Source organism: Pseudomonas sp. S31 (genome assembly GCF_016648105.1).
Taxonomy (GTDB): domain Bacteria; phylum Pseudomonadota; class Gammaproteobacteria; order Pseudomonadales; family Pseudomonadaceae; genus Aquipseudomonas.
Window position 1 is genome coordinate 172,118 of record NZ_JACVVE010000001.1, and the last position, 13,821, is coordinate 185,938.

Sequence of the window (13,821 nt, forward strand, 5' to 3'; positions counted from 1 at the left end):
TCCTACAGGGGAATGCGCTGGCCTGTGGCTACGTAGGTAAAGGCGGTATCACTCGAACTCCAGGCTATACCCCACCCCATAAACCGACCGCAATGGATCCTGCCCCGGTGCGATCGCCGTGAGCTTGCGTCGCAGGTTCTTCACGTGGCTGTCCACTGTACGGTCCGCCACCACCCGGTGGTCCTGGTAGATATGGTTCATCAGCTGGTCGCGTGACAGTACCTGCCCAGGGCGGGCCGCCAGGGCGGCGAGCATGCGGAACTCCACGGGAGTGAGGTCCAGGGCTACGCCCTGGTAGCGTGCGTGAAAGGTGCGGGCATCCAGTTCAAGGCCTAACGTGGGCGCCTGCGCGCCGCTGCGGCGCAGCACCGCCTTGACCCGGGCGACCAGCTCGCGGGGCGAAAAGGGTTTGCAGATATAGTCGTCGGCGCCCAGCTCCAGGCCGAGCAAGCGGTCGATCTCGTCGACCCTGGCGGTCATCATGATCACCGGCATGTGGCTGAAACCGCGCAGCTCGCGGCAGATGTCCAGGCCATCGCGGCCCGGCAGCATCAGGTCGAGCAACAACAGGTCGTAGTGCTGCTGGCGGATCGCCGGGATCACGTCCAGGCCATCGGCCAGGTGCTCGGCCTGGTAGCCGCCAATACGCAGGTAATCGCCCACCAGCGCCGCCAGCTTGGGTTCGTCTTCCACCAGCAGAATTCGCGGCTGGGTCATTGATCGTCTCCTGCGACGGGAAGCGCCAGGGCCAGCAGCAGGCCGCCCATGGCTGAAGATTGCGCGGTGAGCTTGCCGCCATGCACCTCGGCGATACCGCGGCAGATCGCCAGACCCAGGCCGGTGCCGCCGCTGGCGCGGTTGCGCGAGCGTTCGGCGCGGTAGAAACGCTCGAACAGCCGCGCCAGCGACTCGGCATCGACACCCGGGGCGCTGTCTTCGCACTGCACCAGGATTTCGTCGCCGACCTGCAACGCCCGCAAGATCGTCTGCCCACCCCGGTCAGTGTAGCGCCGGCTGTTTTCCAACAGATTGTGCAGCAGCTGGTTGAGCCGCGATTCGTCACCCAACACCCACAAAGGCTGCCCAGGCAACTCCAGGTGCAGTTGCAGGCCGCGTTCGGCGAAGCTGGCGGCGAACGCCTCGGCCACCACCGGCAGCAGCACGCACAGGTCGATGCGATCGCGCCGGTAGGTAGGCCCGCCGACTTCCGCCAGCGACAGGTCGAACAGGTCGTCGACCAGCTTGCTCAACGACCCCACCTCGCCCTGCAACGAGCGCAGGGCCTGGCCATCGAGCGGGCGGATGCCGTCTTCCATGGCTTCCAGCTCGGCGCGCATCACCGCCAGCGGCGTGCGCAGTTCATGGGAAATATCGGCCATGAAGTCGCGGCGCATGCGCTCGTTGCTGGCCAGGGTCGCGGCCATGCGGTTGAAGTCGCCGGCCAGCTGCCCCGCCTCGTCTGCCGAGCGTACCGGCAGGTGGATGGCATAGTCGCCGGCGGCCAGCCGGTGGGTGGCACGGGCCACCTCGCGGATCGGCCGCAACAGCGCACGGCTGAGCCACCAGGCGATCACCGCCGTGGCCAGCAGGCAGGCCAGGCCGATCAGCAGGCTCGAACGCAGCTGGTTGAGCTGGAAACGCCGGTCGCCGACGCTGGCCACCGATTGCAACGGGGCCAGGGCCATCCAGCCCACCACCTGCCCCTGGTGGTGGATCGGGCGCAGCGTCATCTCTGCTTCGGGGGCCTGGTAGCCGATGATCGGCCGGCGCTCGGCGTCGAGCAGGGCAAAGCGCACGAAGGCACCGGTAAGGTCGGAAACCGTCAGCAGGCGCGGGTCGAAGGTCTTGTCCGGCGTGGCATCGTCAGGGCGCAGCAGCTCGAACCACTGGTCCTTGTCCTGGCGAATGAAGTCCCAGTTGCCATGCTGGGCATAGGCCTGCTCCACCCGCGGGACGATGCGTTCCATGCGCTCTTCGGCCTGCTGGTTGAGGTAGCCGAGAAAGCCATATTTCAAGCTCAGGTAGGCGGCGAACACCATGCCCAGCACGGCGAAGGTGCACACCGCGAGCATGGCGAGGAAGAACTTGCTGGAAAGGTTGATTCTCATGGCGGCGCCGGCGCTGCGAAATTGCCGACATTGAAGCGCGCCACTCCCCGGCTCGCAAGGCGCAGCGGGCAATCTCCACGCTTTCTGCACATTGCCTGCACAATTGCCGAGCACCCTGGCCACAGTCGTTCTCATGGCTTGGAGCCCTCGAATGCCCCTTTTATTCCAGACCCTGTTCCTTACCCGCTCGCCGTTGGCGCGCGGCTTGCTGCTGGGCGTCGGCCTGCTGGCCATGGCCGGTTGCCGCGAAGACACCCAGCCACCGTCCGCCCCTGTGCAGGAGGTGGCGGTGCTCACGGTGGGCAGCGAACCACTGGCCCTGAGCACCACCCTGCCCGGCCGCGCCACTGCCCACCTGATCGCTGAGATCCGCCCGCAGGTAGGCGGCATCATCCAGAAGCGCTTGTTCACCGAAGGTGACACGGTCAAGGCCGGCCAGGCGCTGTACCAGATCGATCCGAAGCCGTACGAGGCCACCCTGGCCCAGGCCGACGCCTCGGTCAATTCGGCCCGCGCCACGCTCAAGGCAGCCGAACTCAAGGCCAGGCGCGACGCCCAGCTGGTCAAGCTCGACGCGATCAGCGCCGAAGACAACGAAAGCGCCCAGGCCGCCCTCCTCGAAGCGCGCGCCAGCCTGCAATCGGCCCAGGCCAGCCAGCGCACGGCGAAGATCAACCTCGACTACACCCGCATCAACGCCCCAATCGCTGGCCGCACCGCCACGTCCTCGGTCACCCCAGGCGCCCTGGTCACGGCCGAGCAGACCACGGCGCTGACCACGGTTCAGCAGCTCGACCCGATCTACGTCGACTTCACCCAGCCCAGCGCCACCTTGCTGCGCCTCAAGCGCGAACTCGCCGAAGGCAAGCTGGCACCGGCGGCACAGAAGGATGCCACGCGCATCACCCTGCAGCTGGAAGACGGCAGCGCCTATGAGCACGAGGGCACGTTGACCTTCAACGGCGTCAGCGTGGACGAAAGCACCGGCAGCGTCACCTTGCGCGCCCTGGTGCCGAACCCGGATGGTCTGCTGCTGCCGGGCATGTACCTCAAGGCAAACCTGCAGGAGGGCGTGCAGCAAGGCGCGATCCTGGTGCCGCAGCAGGCCGTGAGCCGCGATGAGCGTGGCGGCGCCACCGCTCTGGTGGTGGTCGATGGCAAGGTCCAGCAACGCGAACTGACTCTCGACCGCGCCGTGGGCAACCGCTGGTGGGTCAGCAAGGGCCTGGCCGCAGGCGACCAGTTGATCGTCCAGGGCCTGCAGAAGGTGCAGGTCGGCCAACAGGTCCAGGTGCGCGACGCCAGCCTGGCCGCACACAACGACAGCCACTGAGGGCGCTCCGATGGCACGTTTCTTCATCGACCGGCCGATCTTCGCCTGGGTCATCGCGATCCTGGTGATGCTCGGCGGCGCCCTGGCGATCTTCAAGTTGCCGCTGGCGCAGTATCCCAACATCGCGCCGCCGCAGATCACCCTCAACGCCACCTACACTGGTGCCTCGGCCAAGACCATGGAAGACTCGGTCACCCAGGTCATCGAGCAGCAGATGACCGGCCTGGACGGCCTGACCTATATGTCGTCGAGCAGCAGTTCGGCCGGCAGCGCCACCATCACCCTGACCTTCGAGGCCGGCACCGACATCAATACTGCGCAGATGCTGGTGCAGACCAAGCTCGAACAGGCCAAGGCACGGCTGCCGGATACCGTGCAGCAGCAAGGCATCAAGATCCGCAACTCGGCCAGCGACTTCCTGATCATCGTCTCGCTGGTGTCGGACAACCCCAACGTCGGCGCCACCGACATCAGCGACTTCATCTCAAGTACCCTGTACGACCAGATCAGCCGGGTCACCGGTGTGGGTCAAGTGACCACCCTGGGCTCTAGCTACGCCATGCGCATCTGGCTCGACCCGGACAAGCTCAAGCAGTACTCGCTGATGCCCTCCGACGTCACCAGCGCGCTCGAAGCGCAGAACGTCGACACCTCCGCCGGCCAGCTCGGCGCCCTGCCCGCCCACACCGGCCAGCAGCTCAACGCCACCATCAGCGCGCGCAGCAAGCTGCAGACCACCGCGCAGTTTCGCGACGTGGTGCTCAAGCATGCCAGCTCCGGCGCGGTGGTGACCCTGGCCGACGTGGCCCAGGTCGAACTGGGCAGCGAAAGCTACGATGTGATCGCCGAGCACAACGGCCGGCCTTCCGGTGGCATGGCGGTGAGCCTGGCTACCGGCGCCAACGCCCTGGACGTGTCGGAAGCGGTGCAGGCCAAACTGGCCGAGCTGCAGCGTTTCTTCCCCAGCAATCTGCAATTGCGCACCGAGGTGGCGTACAACACCGCGCCATTCGTGAAGATCTCCATCGAGGAAGTGGTCAAGACGCTGTTCGAGGCCATCGCCCTGGTGGTGCTGATCATGTACCTGTTCATGCAGAACCTGCGCGCCACGTTGATCCCGGCGATCGCCGTGCCAGTGGTGTTGCTGGGCACCTTCGGGGTATTGGCGCTGCTGGGCTATTCGATCAACACCTTGACCATGTTCGGCATGGTGCTGGCCATCGGCCTGCTGGTGGACGATGCCATCGTGGTGGTGGAAAACGTCGAGCGCATCATCGCCGAGAAAGGCCTGCCGCCACGCGAGGCCACGCGCCAGTCGATGGGCGAGATCAGCGGCGCCCTGGTCGGCATCGCCGTGGTGCTGTCGGCGGTGTTCGTGCCAATGGCCTTCTTTGGCGGCTCCACCGGGGTCATCTATCGCCAGTTCTCGGTCACTCTGGTGGCGGCCATGACCCTGTCGGTGCTGGTGGCCATGACCCTCACCCCGGCGCTGTGCGCCACCCTGCTCAAGCCCGGCGCCGCCCACGGCGAGCCACGTGGCGGCTTCTTCGGCTGGTTCAACCGCCACTTCGAACGCACCGCGCAACGCTACCAGGGCGCAGTCGGCGCGGTACTGGCCAAGCCCCTGCGCAGCTTGCTGGTGTACGCGCTGGTACTCGGTGGCGTGGCGCTGATGTTCCACAAATTGCCGACTGCGTTTCTCCCCGAAGAGGACCAGGGCATGCTGATGATGCAGATGACCTTGCCAGTGGGCAGCACCGACGAGCGCCTGCAGGCGGTGACCCGCGAGGTGCAGGAATACATGCTGCAACAGCCGGAGGTCGCCTCGCTGCTGAGCGTACGCGGCCTGGGCAATGGCGGTAACGCGCAGAACGCCGGGCGTGGCTTCGTCAAGCTCAAGGACTGGAGCGAGCGCCAGGGCGAGCAACACAGCGCCGCCGCCGTGGCCCGCCGGGCCAACCAGGCGTTGTCGAAGATCCTCGACGCCAACGTCTTCGTGATCGCCCCACCCGCCATCCAGGGCCTGGGCCAGAGTTCGGGCTTCGACGTCCAGTTGCAGGACCTCGGCGGCCTGGGCCACGCACAATTGCTCAAGGCCCGCGACCAGTTCCTCGCGCTGGCCGCCAAGGACCCGCGCCTGGCCAATGTCCGCGCCCAGGGTTTGGAAGACACCCCGCAGCTCAACGTCGACATCGACGACCGCAAGGCCGGCGCCATGGGCGTGGCCGCCAGCGATATCAACGACACCCTGAGCACCGTCATGGGCGGCAGCTACGTCAACGATTTCCTCGATGCCGGGCGGGTGAAGAAGGTCTACCTGCAAGGCGCCGCCAGCAAGCGCATGCAGGCCGAGGACATCGGCGACTGGTACGTGCGCAACGACAGCGATGCCATGGTGCCGCTGTCGGTGTTCACCAGCAGCCACTGGACCACTGCCTCGCCACTGCTCGAGCGTTTCAACGGCTTCGGTTCCTACGAGCTGGTCGGCGAGCCGGCGTCGGGTGTGAGCTCGGGCGATGCCATGACGGCGGTCGAAGAAATCATGGCGCAATTGCCCGAAGGGATCGGCTACGCCTGGACCGGGCAGTCGTACCAGGAGCGCCTGGCCGGTAACCAGGCACCGCTGCTGTACGCCATTTCGATGCTGTTCGTATTCCTCTGCCTGGCAGCACTTTACGAAAGCTGGTCAGTGCCGTTCGCGGTGATGCTGGTGGTGCCGGTGGGCATACTCGGCGCCCTGCTGCTGACCGGCCTGCGCGGGCTGTCCAACGACGTGTACTTCCAGGTCGGACTTTTGACCACCGTGGGCCTGGCAGCGAAGAACGCGATCCTCATCGTCGAATTCGCCAAGGAAGGCTACGAACGTGGCCAGAGCCTGCTGGCGGCGACCCTGGAGGCCGTGCGCATCCGCCTGCGGCCGGTGCTGATGACCTCGCTGGCGTTCATCCTCGGCGTGCTGCCGCTGGCCCTGAGCAGCGGCGCCGGTGCCGGCGGGCGTCAGGCGATCGGCACCGGGGTATTGGGCGGCATGCTGGCCGCGACGCTGCTCGGTCTGTTCTTCATTCCCTTGTTCTATGTCCTGGTGCAACGCCTGGCGGCACGCCGCGGCAACCTCGAAGCACCGACCCCCGCTAGCGGAGAAGCCTGATGCGCCTGTCACCCCTTTACTTACTGTGTGCGCTGGCGCTGACCGGTTGTGTCAACCTGGCACCGGACTACCAGCAACCGGCGGCCCCGGTCGCCGAGCAGTGGCCGACCTACGCCAGCAGTGGCCAGCAGAGCGCCGATATCGCCTGGCAGTCGCTGTTCGTCGATACCCGCCTGCGCGAGACGGTGGCCCTGGCCCTGGCCAACAACCGCGACCTGCGGGTGGCGGCATTGAACGTCGAGTACCAGCGGGCGCAGTACCGCATCCAGCGGGCCGAGCTGTTCCCGGCGGTATCGGCCACGGCTGACGGCAGCCGCCAGCGCTCGGTGTCGAGCAGCAGTTCCGGGGTCAGCAGCCAGTACAGCGTGGGTCTCGGTGTGAGCAGCTATGAGCTGGACCTGTTCGGCCGCCTGGGCAACCTCAAGGACGCTGCCCTGGAAGATTACCTGGCGCTGGAACAGACCCGGCGCAGCACCCAGCTGAGCCTGGTGGCCGAGGTGGCCACCGCGTGGATGACCCTGGCCGCCGACCAGCAACTGCTGGCCCTGGCCAACGACACCTACGCCAGCCAGCAGAAAACCTACGCGCTGGTGCAGCAAAGCCACGCCCTGGGCGGCGAGTCCGGGCTGAGCCTGGCCCAGGCGCGCAGCACGGTGGAATCGGCGCGGGCCGATGCGGCCAACTACGCCAGCCAGGTCGAGCAGGACCGCAACGCCCTGGAGTTGCTGGTTGGTCAGCGCCTGGCAGACAAGCTGCTGCCCGACACTGCCAAGCTCGACACTACCGTGCTGGTGGGCGTGCCGGCGGGCCTGCCGTCGTCGCTGCTGCAGCGGCGGCCGGACGTGCTGGCCGCCGAGCATACGCTGAAGGCGGCGAATGCCGACATCGGCGCGGCACGCGCGGCGTTCTTCCCCAGCGTGACCCTGACCGCTACCGGGGGCAGCGCCAGCGGTGAGCTGTCCGGCTTGTTCAAGAGCGGCAGCAAGGCCTGGAGCTTCGCGCCCTCGATCAACCTGCCGATCTTCAACGCCGGCAGCAACCGCGCCAGCCTCGATGCAGCCAAGGTCACGCGCGAGATCGAAGTGGCAACCTACGAAAAGACCTTGCAGACCGCGTTCAGCGAAGTCGCCGATGCCTTGTCAGTAAGGGCGCATATCAACGAACGGCTCGACGCCCAGCGCAACCTGACCGAAGCGACGGACAAGGCCTACGCGCTGTCGTCGGCGCTGTACAAGCAAGGCTCGGAAAGCTTCCTGGAAGTGCTGGATGCACAGCGTTCGCTGTACTCGGCGCAGCAGTCGCTGATCAGCCTGGAATTGGCCGAGCAGGTGAACCGGGTGACCTTGTACAAGACCCTGGGAGGTGGCTGGCAAGGCTGATGCCAACCACCAATGCTGCAGATCGTGGGTTACTGTGACTCCGAGAACCGCTTCGGGTCCACCGGCAATGGCACGAACTCGGGGCCCTGCCCCGAAGGATGCCAGCGCACGTTGGCCACCCCGTAGCGCTCGGCCATGGGCCGGCTGACCTTCTTGATCTTGTGTTGCCCGAAGCGTGGGATGATGCCCACGCCAGCATCGCAGCTAGCCCAGTGCCACGCATCGGTGTTGTCCATGCGCTCGGAGCGCAGGATGAATGTCCGATACTCCCCATGAAGCTCGTATTCAATTACGTACAGGTTGGTTCCAGCCATCAGTGACTCCTCAGTCAGCACTCGCCTAATGGAGCCGTGCCGACCGGGAAAGATTCAATCGGATCGTCATGGGCCACCGTTTCCGCCTGATCGCCATGCCGCCGCAAGCGTTGTATCTGCACGCTAGCCTGCCAGGTTGATCAGGAAGGCCCTATGCTGAAAAGCAGCCACTGCCTTGGAGCCGACGATGCACGACCCTGAAAACGCCTTGCTGCAAAGCTGGCGACACAATGCCCAGGCGTGGATCGCCGCAGTGCGCGGCGGCGCCATCGAGAGCCGCCGGCAAGTCACCGACCAGGCCATGTTGCTGGCGATTCTCGGCCGCCAGCCCGAGCGGGTGCTCGATCTCGGCTGTGGCGAGGGTTGGTTGCTGCGGGCATTGGCCGAGCGCGGCATCGAGGCGAGCGGGGTGGACGGTGATGCCGCGCTGGTCGCTGCGGCCCAGGCGGCAGGTTCGCGCCAGGCGCTTCAAGCCAGCTACGCGCAGCTGGCCGAAGGCGAGCTGGACATCGGCAGCGGCTACGACCTGGTCTGCGCCAATTTCGCCCTGCTGCACCAGGACATCATTCCCCTGCTGGCCGCGATGAAAGCACGACTGCTGCCCAGCGGGGCGATGCTGATCCAGACCCTGCACCCTTGGAGCGTGGCGGATGGGGATTACCAGGATGGCTGGCGTCAGGAATCGTTTGCCGGCTTTCCCGGCGACTGGCAGCCGATGCCGTGGTACTTCCGCACCCTGGCCAGCTGGCTCAGCGCCCTGGACATGGCGGGGTTTCGCTTGCTGGGCCTGCAGGAACCGCAGCACCCGCAGAGCGCGGTACCGCAGTCGCTGCTGATGATCGCCGGTTGAACGTCAACGCTGGGCGGTGACCTTTTCCGATGGCGGGCTCAGGTGCAGTACTCGGTTGCGACCGCCTTCGGCCAGCAGGTAGCCGCCCCTGCCATCGGGCACGATAGCCTGCGGCGCCTTGAGGAACGACAACACCGTGTGCTGGCTGCCATCGGCATCGACCCGTACCAGGCGGGCGCGATGGGTATTGTCTTCGCTGATCCACAGGCCACGCTGGTCGCAGAGCAGGAAGGTGGGGTTGCGCAGGCCACTGACCACCACGGGGTCCTTGCCGTCGCCGGAAAGCGCACGCACCACGCCGCTGGCTTTTTCGGTGTACAGCAGCCGGCCATCGCCGCAGCGGGTGAGGCCTTCGGTTTCGCTCAGCCCCGAACGCAGCACGTCGAGCTGGCCGCTTTGCCAGTCATAGCGCAGCAGGCGGCCGTTGCCCTTGCGGTCCTCGATGGCGAACAGGTGATCGGCTTCGTTCCACAACCCTTGCACGCTATCGCCATCGAACAGGCGGGTGACCTGGCCACCACGGGACAGGCTCACCGGCGCATGGCCGCCTTCCTGACTGAACACCCATCCACCTGGCACCGCCACCATGCCGTCGGGCTTGGACAGGTTGCTCACCAGCACTACGCGATCGCCCTGTGCGGTGATCTTGAGGATGCTGCCGCGACCATCGTCGAGCTCGCGGCTGACGATCAGGCTGCCGTCGGGTTGGGGCAACAAGGACGCGGCCTTGTCCACCTTGCTGTGCAGCACCTCGACCTCCCAGCCAGCGGTGGCCTGGACTGGGTAGAACGTCTGCCAGGCGAAGAAGCCCAGGGTGGCGGCGAGCAAGCCAGCGGTGGTGGTCAGGGCGACGCGGACGCCGCGCCGGCGCAGGATGGGCATGTAGGGGCTCCTTGGTTGGCGCAGGGATCCTAGCAAGCTGATGTGAAAAAAATGTCGTGAACGGCCTCCACGCCTGGAAGTTGCTAGCGCGCTCACAGTACAGTCCTGTGATAAAACACAAAATGATATAAAGAGAACAAAACATTCTAACCAAATGGAATTAAAAAATTGAAAGCCAAGCGCCATCTCCTTAGGCTGAGGCTCTCTTTTTCTCGCCCCCAAGGAACTTCGTCCATGCCCTCCCGCGCCTTTTCTCCCCTGCGCCGCCTGCTCGTCGGCGGCCTGTTGGCCAGTGTCGCCAGCGCTCTGCTGCCCTGGTCCAGCGCCGTTGCCGACGAGGCCAAGACCCTGCGCATCGGCTACCAGAAATTCAATAGCATCAACATCCTCAAGGGCAGTGGCGCCCTGGAAAAGGCCTTGGCGCCACAGGGCGTGAAAGTCAGCTGGCATGAGTTCGCCGCCGGGCCACAGTTGCTCGAAGCTCTGAGCACCGGTGCCATCGACCTGGGCCATGCCGCCGACGCCCCCTCGGTGTTCGCCCAGGCGGCGGGAAAACCGGTCGTCTACCTGGCCGCCGAGCAGCCCTACCCGCGCGGCATAGGCCTGGTAGTGCGCGAGCAAGACCACCTCACCGGCGTGCAGGACCTCAAAGGCAAGCGCGTGGCCACCGGCCGTGGCTGGAATGCCCAGTACCTGCTGGCCGTGGCCCTGGAGCAGGCGAGCCTGAGCTACCAGGACATCACCCCGGCCTATGTCAATAACGCTGCCGACGCGGTGGCCGCCTTGCAATCGGGCAGCGTCCAGGCCGTGACCCTGTGGGACCCGTTCCTCGCCGCCGCCGAAAGCCAGTCTGGGCTGAAGAACCTGCGCGATGGCAGCGGGTTGTCGAACAACCGCACCTTCTACCTGTCCACCGCCGCCTTCGCCGACCACAACCGCGACCTGCTCAAGACCTTCTTCGGCGAACTGTCCAAGGTCAGCCAGTGGGCCAACGCCAAGCCCGCCGAGGTCGCTACCCTGCTGGCCCCGCAACTGGGGATCAACGCCGATGTGCTGGAAGTCGCCAGCGAGCGGCGCAACTACAACGCCGTGGCCATCACCCCGCAGATCGTCGCCGAGCAACAGAAGCTTGCCGACACCTTCCAGGGCTTGGGCCTGATCCCGCACAAGCTGCAAGTGGCCGATGCGGTCTACCCAGCCTCCGTTCTGCCCTGACAGGAGTTTGCCGGCAATGCCCCGCCCGATCCGCTTCAACGCTTTCAGCATGAACGCCGCCAGCCACCAGTCACCTGGCCTGTGGCGCCACCCGCGCAACACCAGCGTGGAATTCAACCGCCTGGACTACTGGACCGCTCTGGCCCGCCTGCTCGAGCGTGGGCGCTTCGATGCCCTGTTCATCGCCGACGTGCTGGGCATCTACGACGTCTATCAGGGCGGGCCCGAGGCAGCCCTGCGCGGCGGCGTGCAGGTGCCGGTCAATGATCCGCTGCTGCTGGTGCCGGCGATGGCCGGGGTGACCGAACACCTGGGCTTCGGCATCACCTTCTCGCTGACCTACGAACATCCGTACCCCTTCGCCCGGCGCATGTCCACGCTCGACCACCTGAGCAATGGCCGGGTGGGCTGGAACATCGTCACCGGCTACCTGGACAGCGCCGCCCGCAACCTCGGCCTGCCCCGCCAGCTGGGCCACGACCAACGCTACGACCTGGCCGAGGAGTACCTGGAGGTGCTGTACAAGCTCTGGGAAAAAAGCTGGGAGGACGACGCAGTGCTGCTCGAGCAAGAGACAGGCCGCTACATCGACCCCTCGCGGGTACACCCGATCGGCCATGTTGGCGAACACTTTCAGGTACCCGGCATGCACCTGTGCCAACCTTCACCGCAACGCACGCCGGTACTGTTCCAGGCCGGCGCCTCGGCCCGCGGCCAGCAGTTCGCCGCCCGCCACGCCGAATGCGTGTTCATCAGCGGGCCGACCCCCACGGTATTGCGCCGCTACGCCCAAGGCATCCGCCAGGCCAGCGAGGCGGCCGGACGTGGCGACCAGGAGATACTGATCTATGCCCAGGCGCTGCTGATCGTCGCCCCGACGCGCCAAGAAGCCGAAGCGCGTTTCGCCGAATACCGCCGCTACGTCGACCTTGACGCCGCCCTGGCGCTGCTCTCGGGCTGGACCGGCATCGACTTCGCCGGCCTGGACCCGGACGCCCCCATCGACTATGTGGAAAACGACGCTGGCCGCGCCGCCCTCGCGGCCTTCACCGCAGCGGATCCGAACCGCCGCTGGACGGTGCGCGAGGCCGCTGAGTTCATCGGCCTGGGTGGCCGTGGCCCGGTGCTGGTGGGCTCGCCGAGCGACATCGCCGATGAGTTGGAGCAATGGATCGAGCAGACGGGCATCGACGGTTTCAACCTGACCTACGCCGTGCAACCGGACGACCTGACGCAGGTCGTCGACCTGCTGGTGCCCGAGTTGCAACGGCGTGGCCGCTATCCCACCGAGTACCGCGACGGCACCTTGCGCCACAAGCTGTTCGGCCAGGGAGACCGGCTGCCGGAGATGCATGCAGGGCAGCAAGTCAGCATTCAGTAATCAAATACTCGGTATTTCAACATTTAATTTGTGGATGCCACGGGCAGGCTCTTATGCTGTCCGTACATCCCCTGCCCGCACCGGCCGGTGTGGTACCAGGCATGGGGAGAGAACAACAAGTCGAGATCGTCCATGTCGAACCATTCGTACTTCGCCCCCCACGGTGGGCACCCGGCTCAAACCGAGCTGCTGACTGACCGTGCCATGTTCACCGAAGCCTATGCCGTCATCCCCAAAGGAGTGATGCGTGACATCGTCACCAGCCACCTGCCGTTCTGGGACAAGATGCGCATGTGGGTCATCGCCCGCCCGCTGACCGGCTTCGCCGAGACCTTCTCCCAGTACATCGTCGAAGTCGCCCCGGAAGGCGGCAGCGAGCGCCCCGAGCTGGACCCGAACGCCGAAGCCGTGGTGTTCATCGTCGAAGGCGAACTGGACATCACCGTCGAAGGCAAGCACCACACCCTGGTACCGGGCGGCTATGCCTTCCTGGCGCCGGGCGCCGAGTGGAGCCTGCGCAACAACAGCAAGTCCAACGTCACCTTCCACTGGCTGCGCAAGCACTACCAGAAGGTCGAGGGCCTGGCTGCACCGGAGTCCTTCGTCACCCACCGCGACAACGCTACCGTCATCGAGATGCCGGGCACCGAAGGCCGTTGGGTCACCACCCGCTTCGTCGACATGGCCGATATGCGCCATGACATGCACGTCAACATCGTCACCTTCCAGCCGGGCGGCGTGATTCCGTTCGCCGAAACCCACGTGATGGAACACGGCCTCTACGTGCTCGAAGGCAAGGCGGTGTATCGCCTGAACCAGGACTGGGTGGAAGTGGAAGCCGGCGACTTCATGTGGTTGCGCGCCTTCTGCCCGCAAGCCTGCTACGCCGGCGGCCCAGGCAAGTTCAGCTACCTGCTGTACAAGGACGTCAACCGCCACGTGCACCTGACGCTCAATCCGCAGCGCTGATCGGCTTTGCGAGGGTACCCAAGCGGCTTGCCGCTTGGGTAACTTCAAGCCAGGTCAATCATTCGAAGCCGCATATTGGCTGGCTAAACAAGACCGGCGGTGGACTAGAGCTTTCTGATGCGTGGGCCGGTCGAGAGTTCGGTCGTTCAATCCCACTCGTCATCAGGCAAGCAGTATCCCTTGAGCGTTTCCCAGTAGCCTTCCGGGCAAGGCGGCAACTGTGCGTGCGCCAGTGGGGTCAG

Annotated in this window: 11 protein-coding genes; 7 read left to right on the forward strand and 4 right to left on the reverse strand. The window is 65.8% G+C overall.

Features of this window, described 5'->3' with window-relative positions:
• Positions 1-48: 48 nt before the first annotated feature.
• Positions 49-717, reverse strand: coding sequence for a response regulator (locus tag IAE37_RS00715; RefSeq protein WP_201167329.1), 669 nt, complete (start codon positions 715-717; stop codon positions 49-51).
• On the reverse strand, positions 714-2,108 hold the full coding sequence (locus IAE37_RS00720) for an ATP-binding protein (protein ID WP_201167332.1): 1,395 nt from the start codon (positions 2,106-2,108) through the stop codon (positions 714-716). Before IAE37_RS00720 ends, IAE37_RS00715 begins: the two co-directional genes overlap by 4 nt.
• A gap of 151 nt (positions 2,109-2,259) precedes the next feature.
• On the opposite strand from IAE37_RS00720, the gene IAE37_RS00725 reads away from it, so the two are divergent.
• The 3 genes from IAE37_RS00725 to IAE37_RS00735 are packed head-to-tail and all read left to right on the forward strand — an operon-like array spanning position 2,260 to position 7,968.
• Positions 2,260-3,441 (forward strand): efflux RND transporter periplasmic adaptor subunit, encoded by a 1,182-nt coding sequence (locus tag IAE37_RS00725; RefSeq protein ID WP_201167335.1) that lies wholly within the window; start codon positions 2,260-2,262, stop codon positions 3,439-3,441.
• A 10-nt stretch (positions 3,442-3,451) separates the two neighbouring features.
• Positions 3,452-6,589: an efflux RND transporter permease subunit gene (locus IAE37_RS00730; protein ID WP_201167338.1), complete on the forward strand. Its 3,138-nt coding sequence runs from the start codon at positions 3,452-3,454 to the stop codon at positions 6,587-6,589.
• Positions 6,589-7,968, forward strand: coding sequence for an efflux transporter outer membrane subunit (locus tag IAE37_RS00735; protein ID WP_201167341.1), 1,380 nt, complete (start codon positions 6,589-6,591; stop codon positions 7,966-7,968). The genes IAE37_RS00730 and IAE37_RS00735 overlap by 1 nt, the downstream gene beginning before the upstream one ends.
• 29 nt (positions 7,969-7,997) lie before the next feature.
• Here IAE37_RS00735 and IAE37_RS00740 read toward each other — a convergent pair whose 3' ends face one another.
• Positions 7,998-8,282, reverse strand: a complete 285-nt coding sequence (locus IAE37_RS00740) for a DUF6555 family protein (protein WP_201167344.1) — start codon at positions 8,280-8,282, stop codon at positions 7,998-8,000.
• A gap of 187 nt (positions 8,283-8,469) precedes the next feature.
• Here IAE37_RS00740 and IAE37_RS00745 point away from each other — a divergent pair, with 187 nt between their 5' ends.
• Positions 8,470-9,132: a class I SAM-dependent methyltransferase gene (locus IAE37_RS00745; RefSeq protein WP_201167347.1), complete on the forward strand. Its 663-nt coding sequence runs from the start codon at positions 8,470-8,472 to the stop codon at positions 9,130-9,132.
• A 3-nt stretch (positions 9,133-9,135) separates the two neighbouring features.
• Here the strand turns inward: IAE37_RS00745 and IAE37_RS00750 are convergent, their stop codons facing one another.
• Positions 9,136-10,014 (reverse strand): hypothetical protein, encoded by an 879-nt coding sequence (locus IAE37_RS00750; RefSeq protein WP_201167349.1) that lies wholly within the window; start codon positions 10,012-10,014, stop codon positions 9,136-9,138.
• A gap of 234 nt (positions 10,015-10,248) precedes the next feature.
• Here IAE37_RS00750 and IAE37_RS00755 point away from each other — a divergent pair, with 234 nt between their 5' ends.
• The 3 genes from IAE37_RS00755 to IAE37_RS00765 all read left to right on the forward strand — a co-directional run bounded on the left by IAE37_RS00755 (position 10,249) and on the right by IAE37_RS00765 (position 13,579).
• Positions 10,249-11,229, forward strand: a complete 981-nt coding sequence (locus IAE37_RS00755; protein WP_201167350.1) for an aliphatic sulfonate ABC transporter substrate-binding protein — start codon at positions 10,249-10,251, stop codon at positions 11,227-11,229.
• A 16-nt stretch (positions 11,230-11,245) separates the two neighbouring features.
• On the forward strand, positions 11,246-12,610 hold the full coding sequence (locus IAE37_RS00760) for an LLM class flavin-dependent oxidoreductase (protein WP_201167352.1): 1,365 nt from the start codon (positions 11,246-11,248) through the stop codon (positions 12,608-12,610).
• Between the two features lie 132 nt (positions 12,611-12,742).
• Positions 12,743-13,579, forward strand: a complete 837-nt coding sequence (locus IAE37_RS00765) for a bifunctional allantoicase/(S)-ureidoglycine aminohydrolase (protein WP_136914321.1) — start codon at positions 12,743-12,745, stop codon at positions 13,577-13,579.
• Positions 13,580-13,821 lie beyond the last annotated feature (242 nt).

What these genes read in the sequence shown, in the direction of transcription:
- IAE37_RS00715 (WP_201167329.1), bottom strand. Translation starts at nt 717, where the DNA reads ATGACCCAGCCGCGAATTCTGCTGGTGGAAGACGAACCCAAGCTGGCG.
- IAE37_RS00720 (WP_201167332.1), bottom strand. Translation starts at nt 2,108, where the DNA reads ATGAGAATCAACCTTTCCAGCAAGTTCTTCCTCGCCATGCTCGCGGTG.
- IAE37_RS00725 (WP_201167335.1), top strand. Translation starts at nt 2,260, where the DNA reads ATGCCCCTTTTATTCCAGACCCTGTTCCTTACCCGCTCGCCGTTGGCG.
- IAE37_RS00730 (WP_201167338.1), top strand. Translation starts at nt 3,452, where the DNA reads ATGGCACGTTTCTTCATCGACCGGCCGATCTTCGCCTGGGTCATCGCG.
- IAE37_RS00735 (WP_201167341.1), top strand. Translation starts at nt 6,589, where the DNA reads ATGCGCCTGTCACCCCTTTACTTACTGTGTGCGCTGGCGCTGACCGGT.
- IAE37_RS00740 (WP_201167344.1), bottom strand. Translation starts at nt 8,282, where the DNA reads ATGGCTGGAACCAACCTGTACGTAATTGAATACGAGCTTCATGGGGAG.
- IAE37_RS00745 (WP_201167347.1), top strand. Translation starts at nt 8,470, where the DNA reads ATGCACGACCCTGAAAACGCCTTGCTGCAAAGCTGGCGACACAATGCC.
- IAE37_RS00750 (WP_201167349.1), bottom strand. Translation starts at nt 10,014, where the DNA reads ATGCCCATCCTGCGCCGGCGCGGCGTCCGCGTCGCCCTGACCACCACC.
- IAE37_RS00755 (WP_201167350.1), top strand. Translation starts at nt 10,249, where the DNA reads ATGCCCTCCCGCGCCTTTTCTCCCCTGCGCCGCCTGCTCGTCGGCGGC.
- IAE37_RS00760 (WP_201167352.1), top strand. Translation starts at nt 11,246, where the DNA reads ATGCCCCGCCCGATCCGCTTCAACGCTTTCAGCATGAACGCCGCCAGC.
- IAE37_RS00765 (WP_136914321.1), top strand. Translation starts at nt 12,743, where the DNA reads ATGTCGAACCATTCGTACTTCGCCCCCCACGGTGGGCACCCGGCTCAA.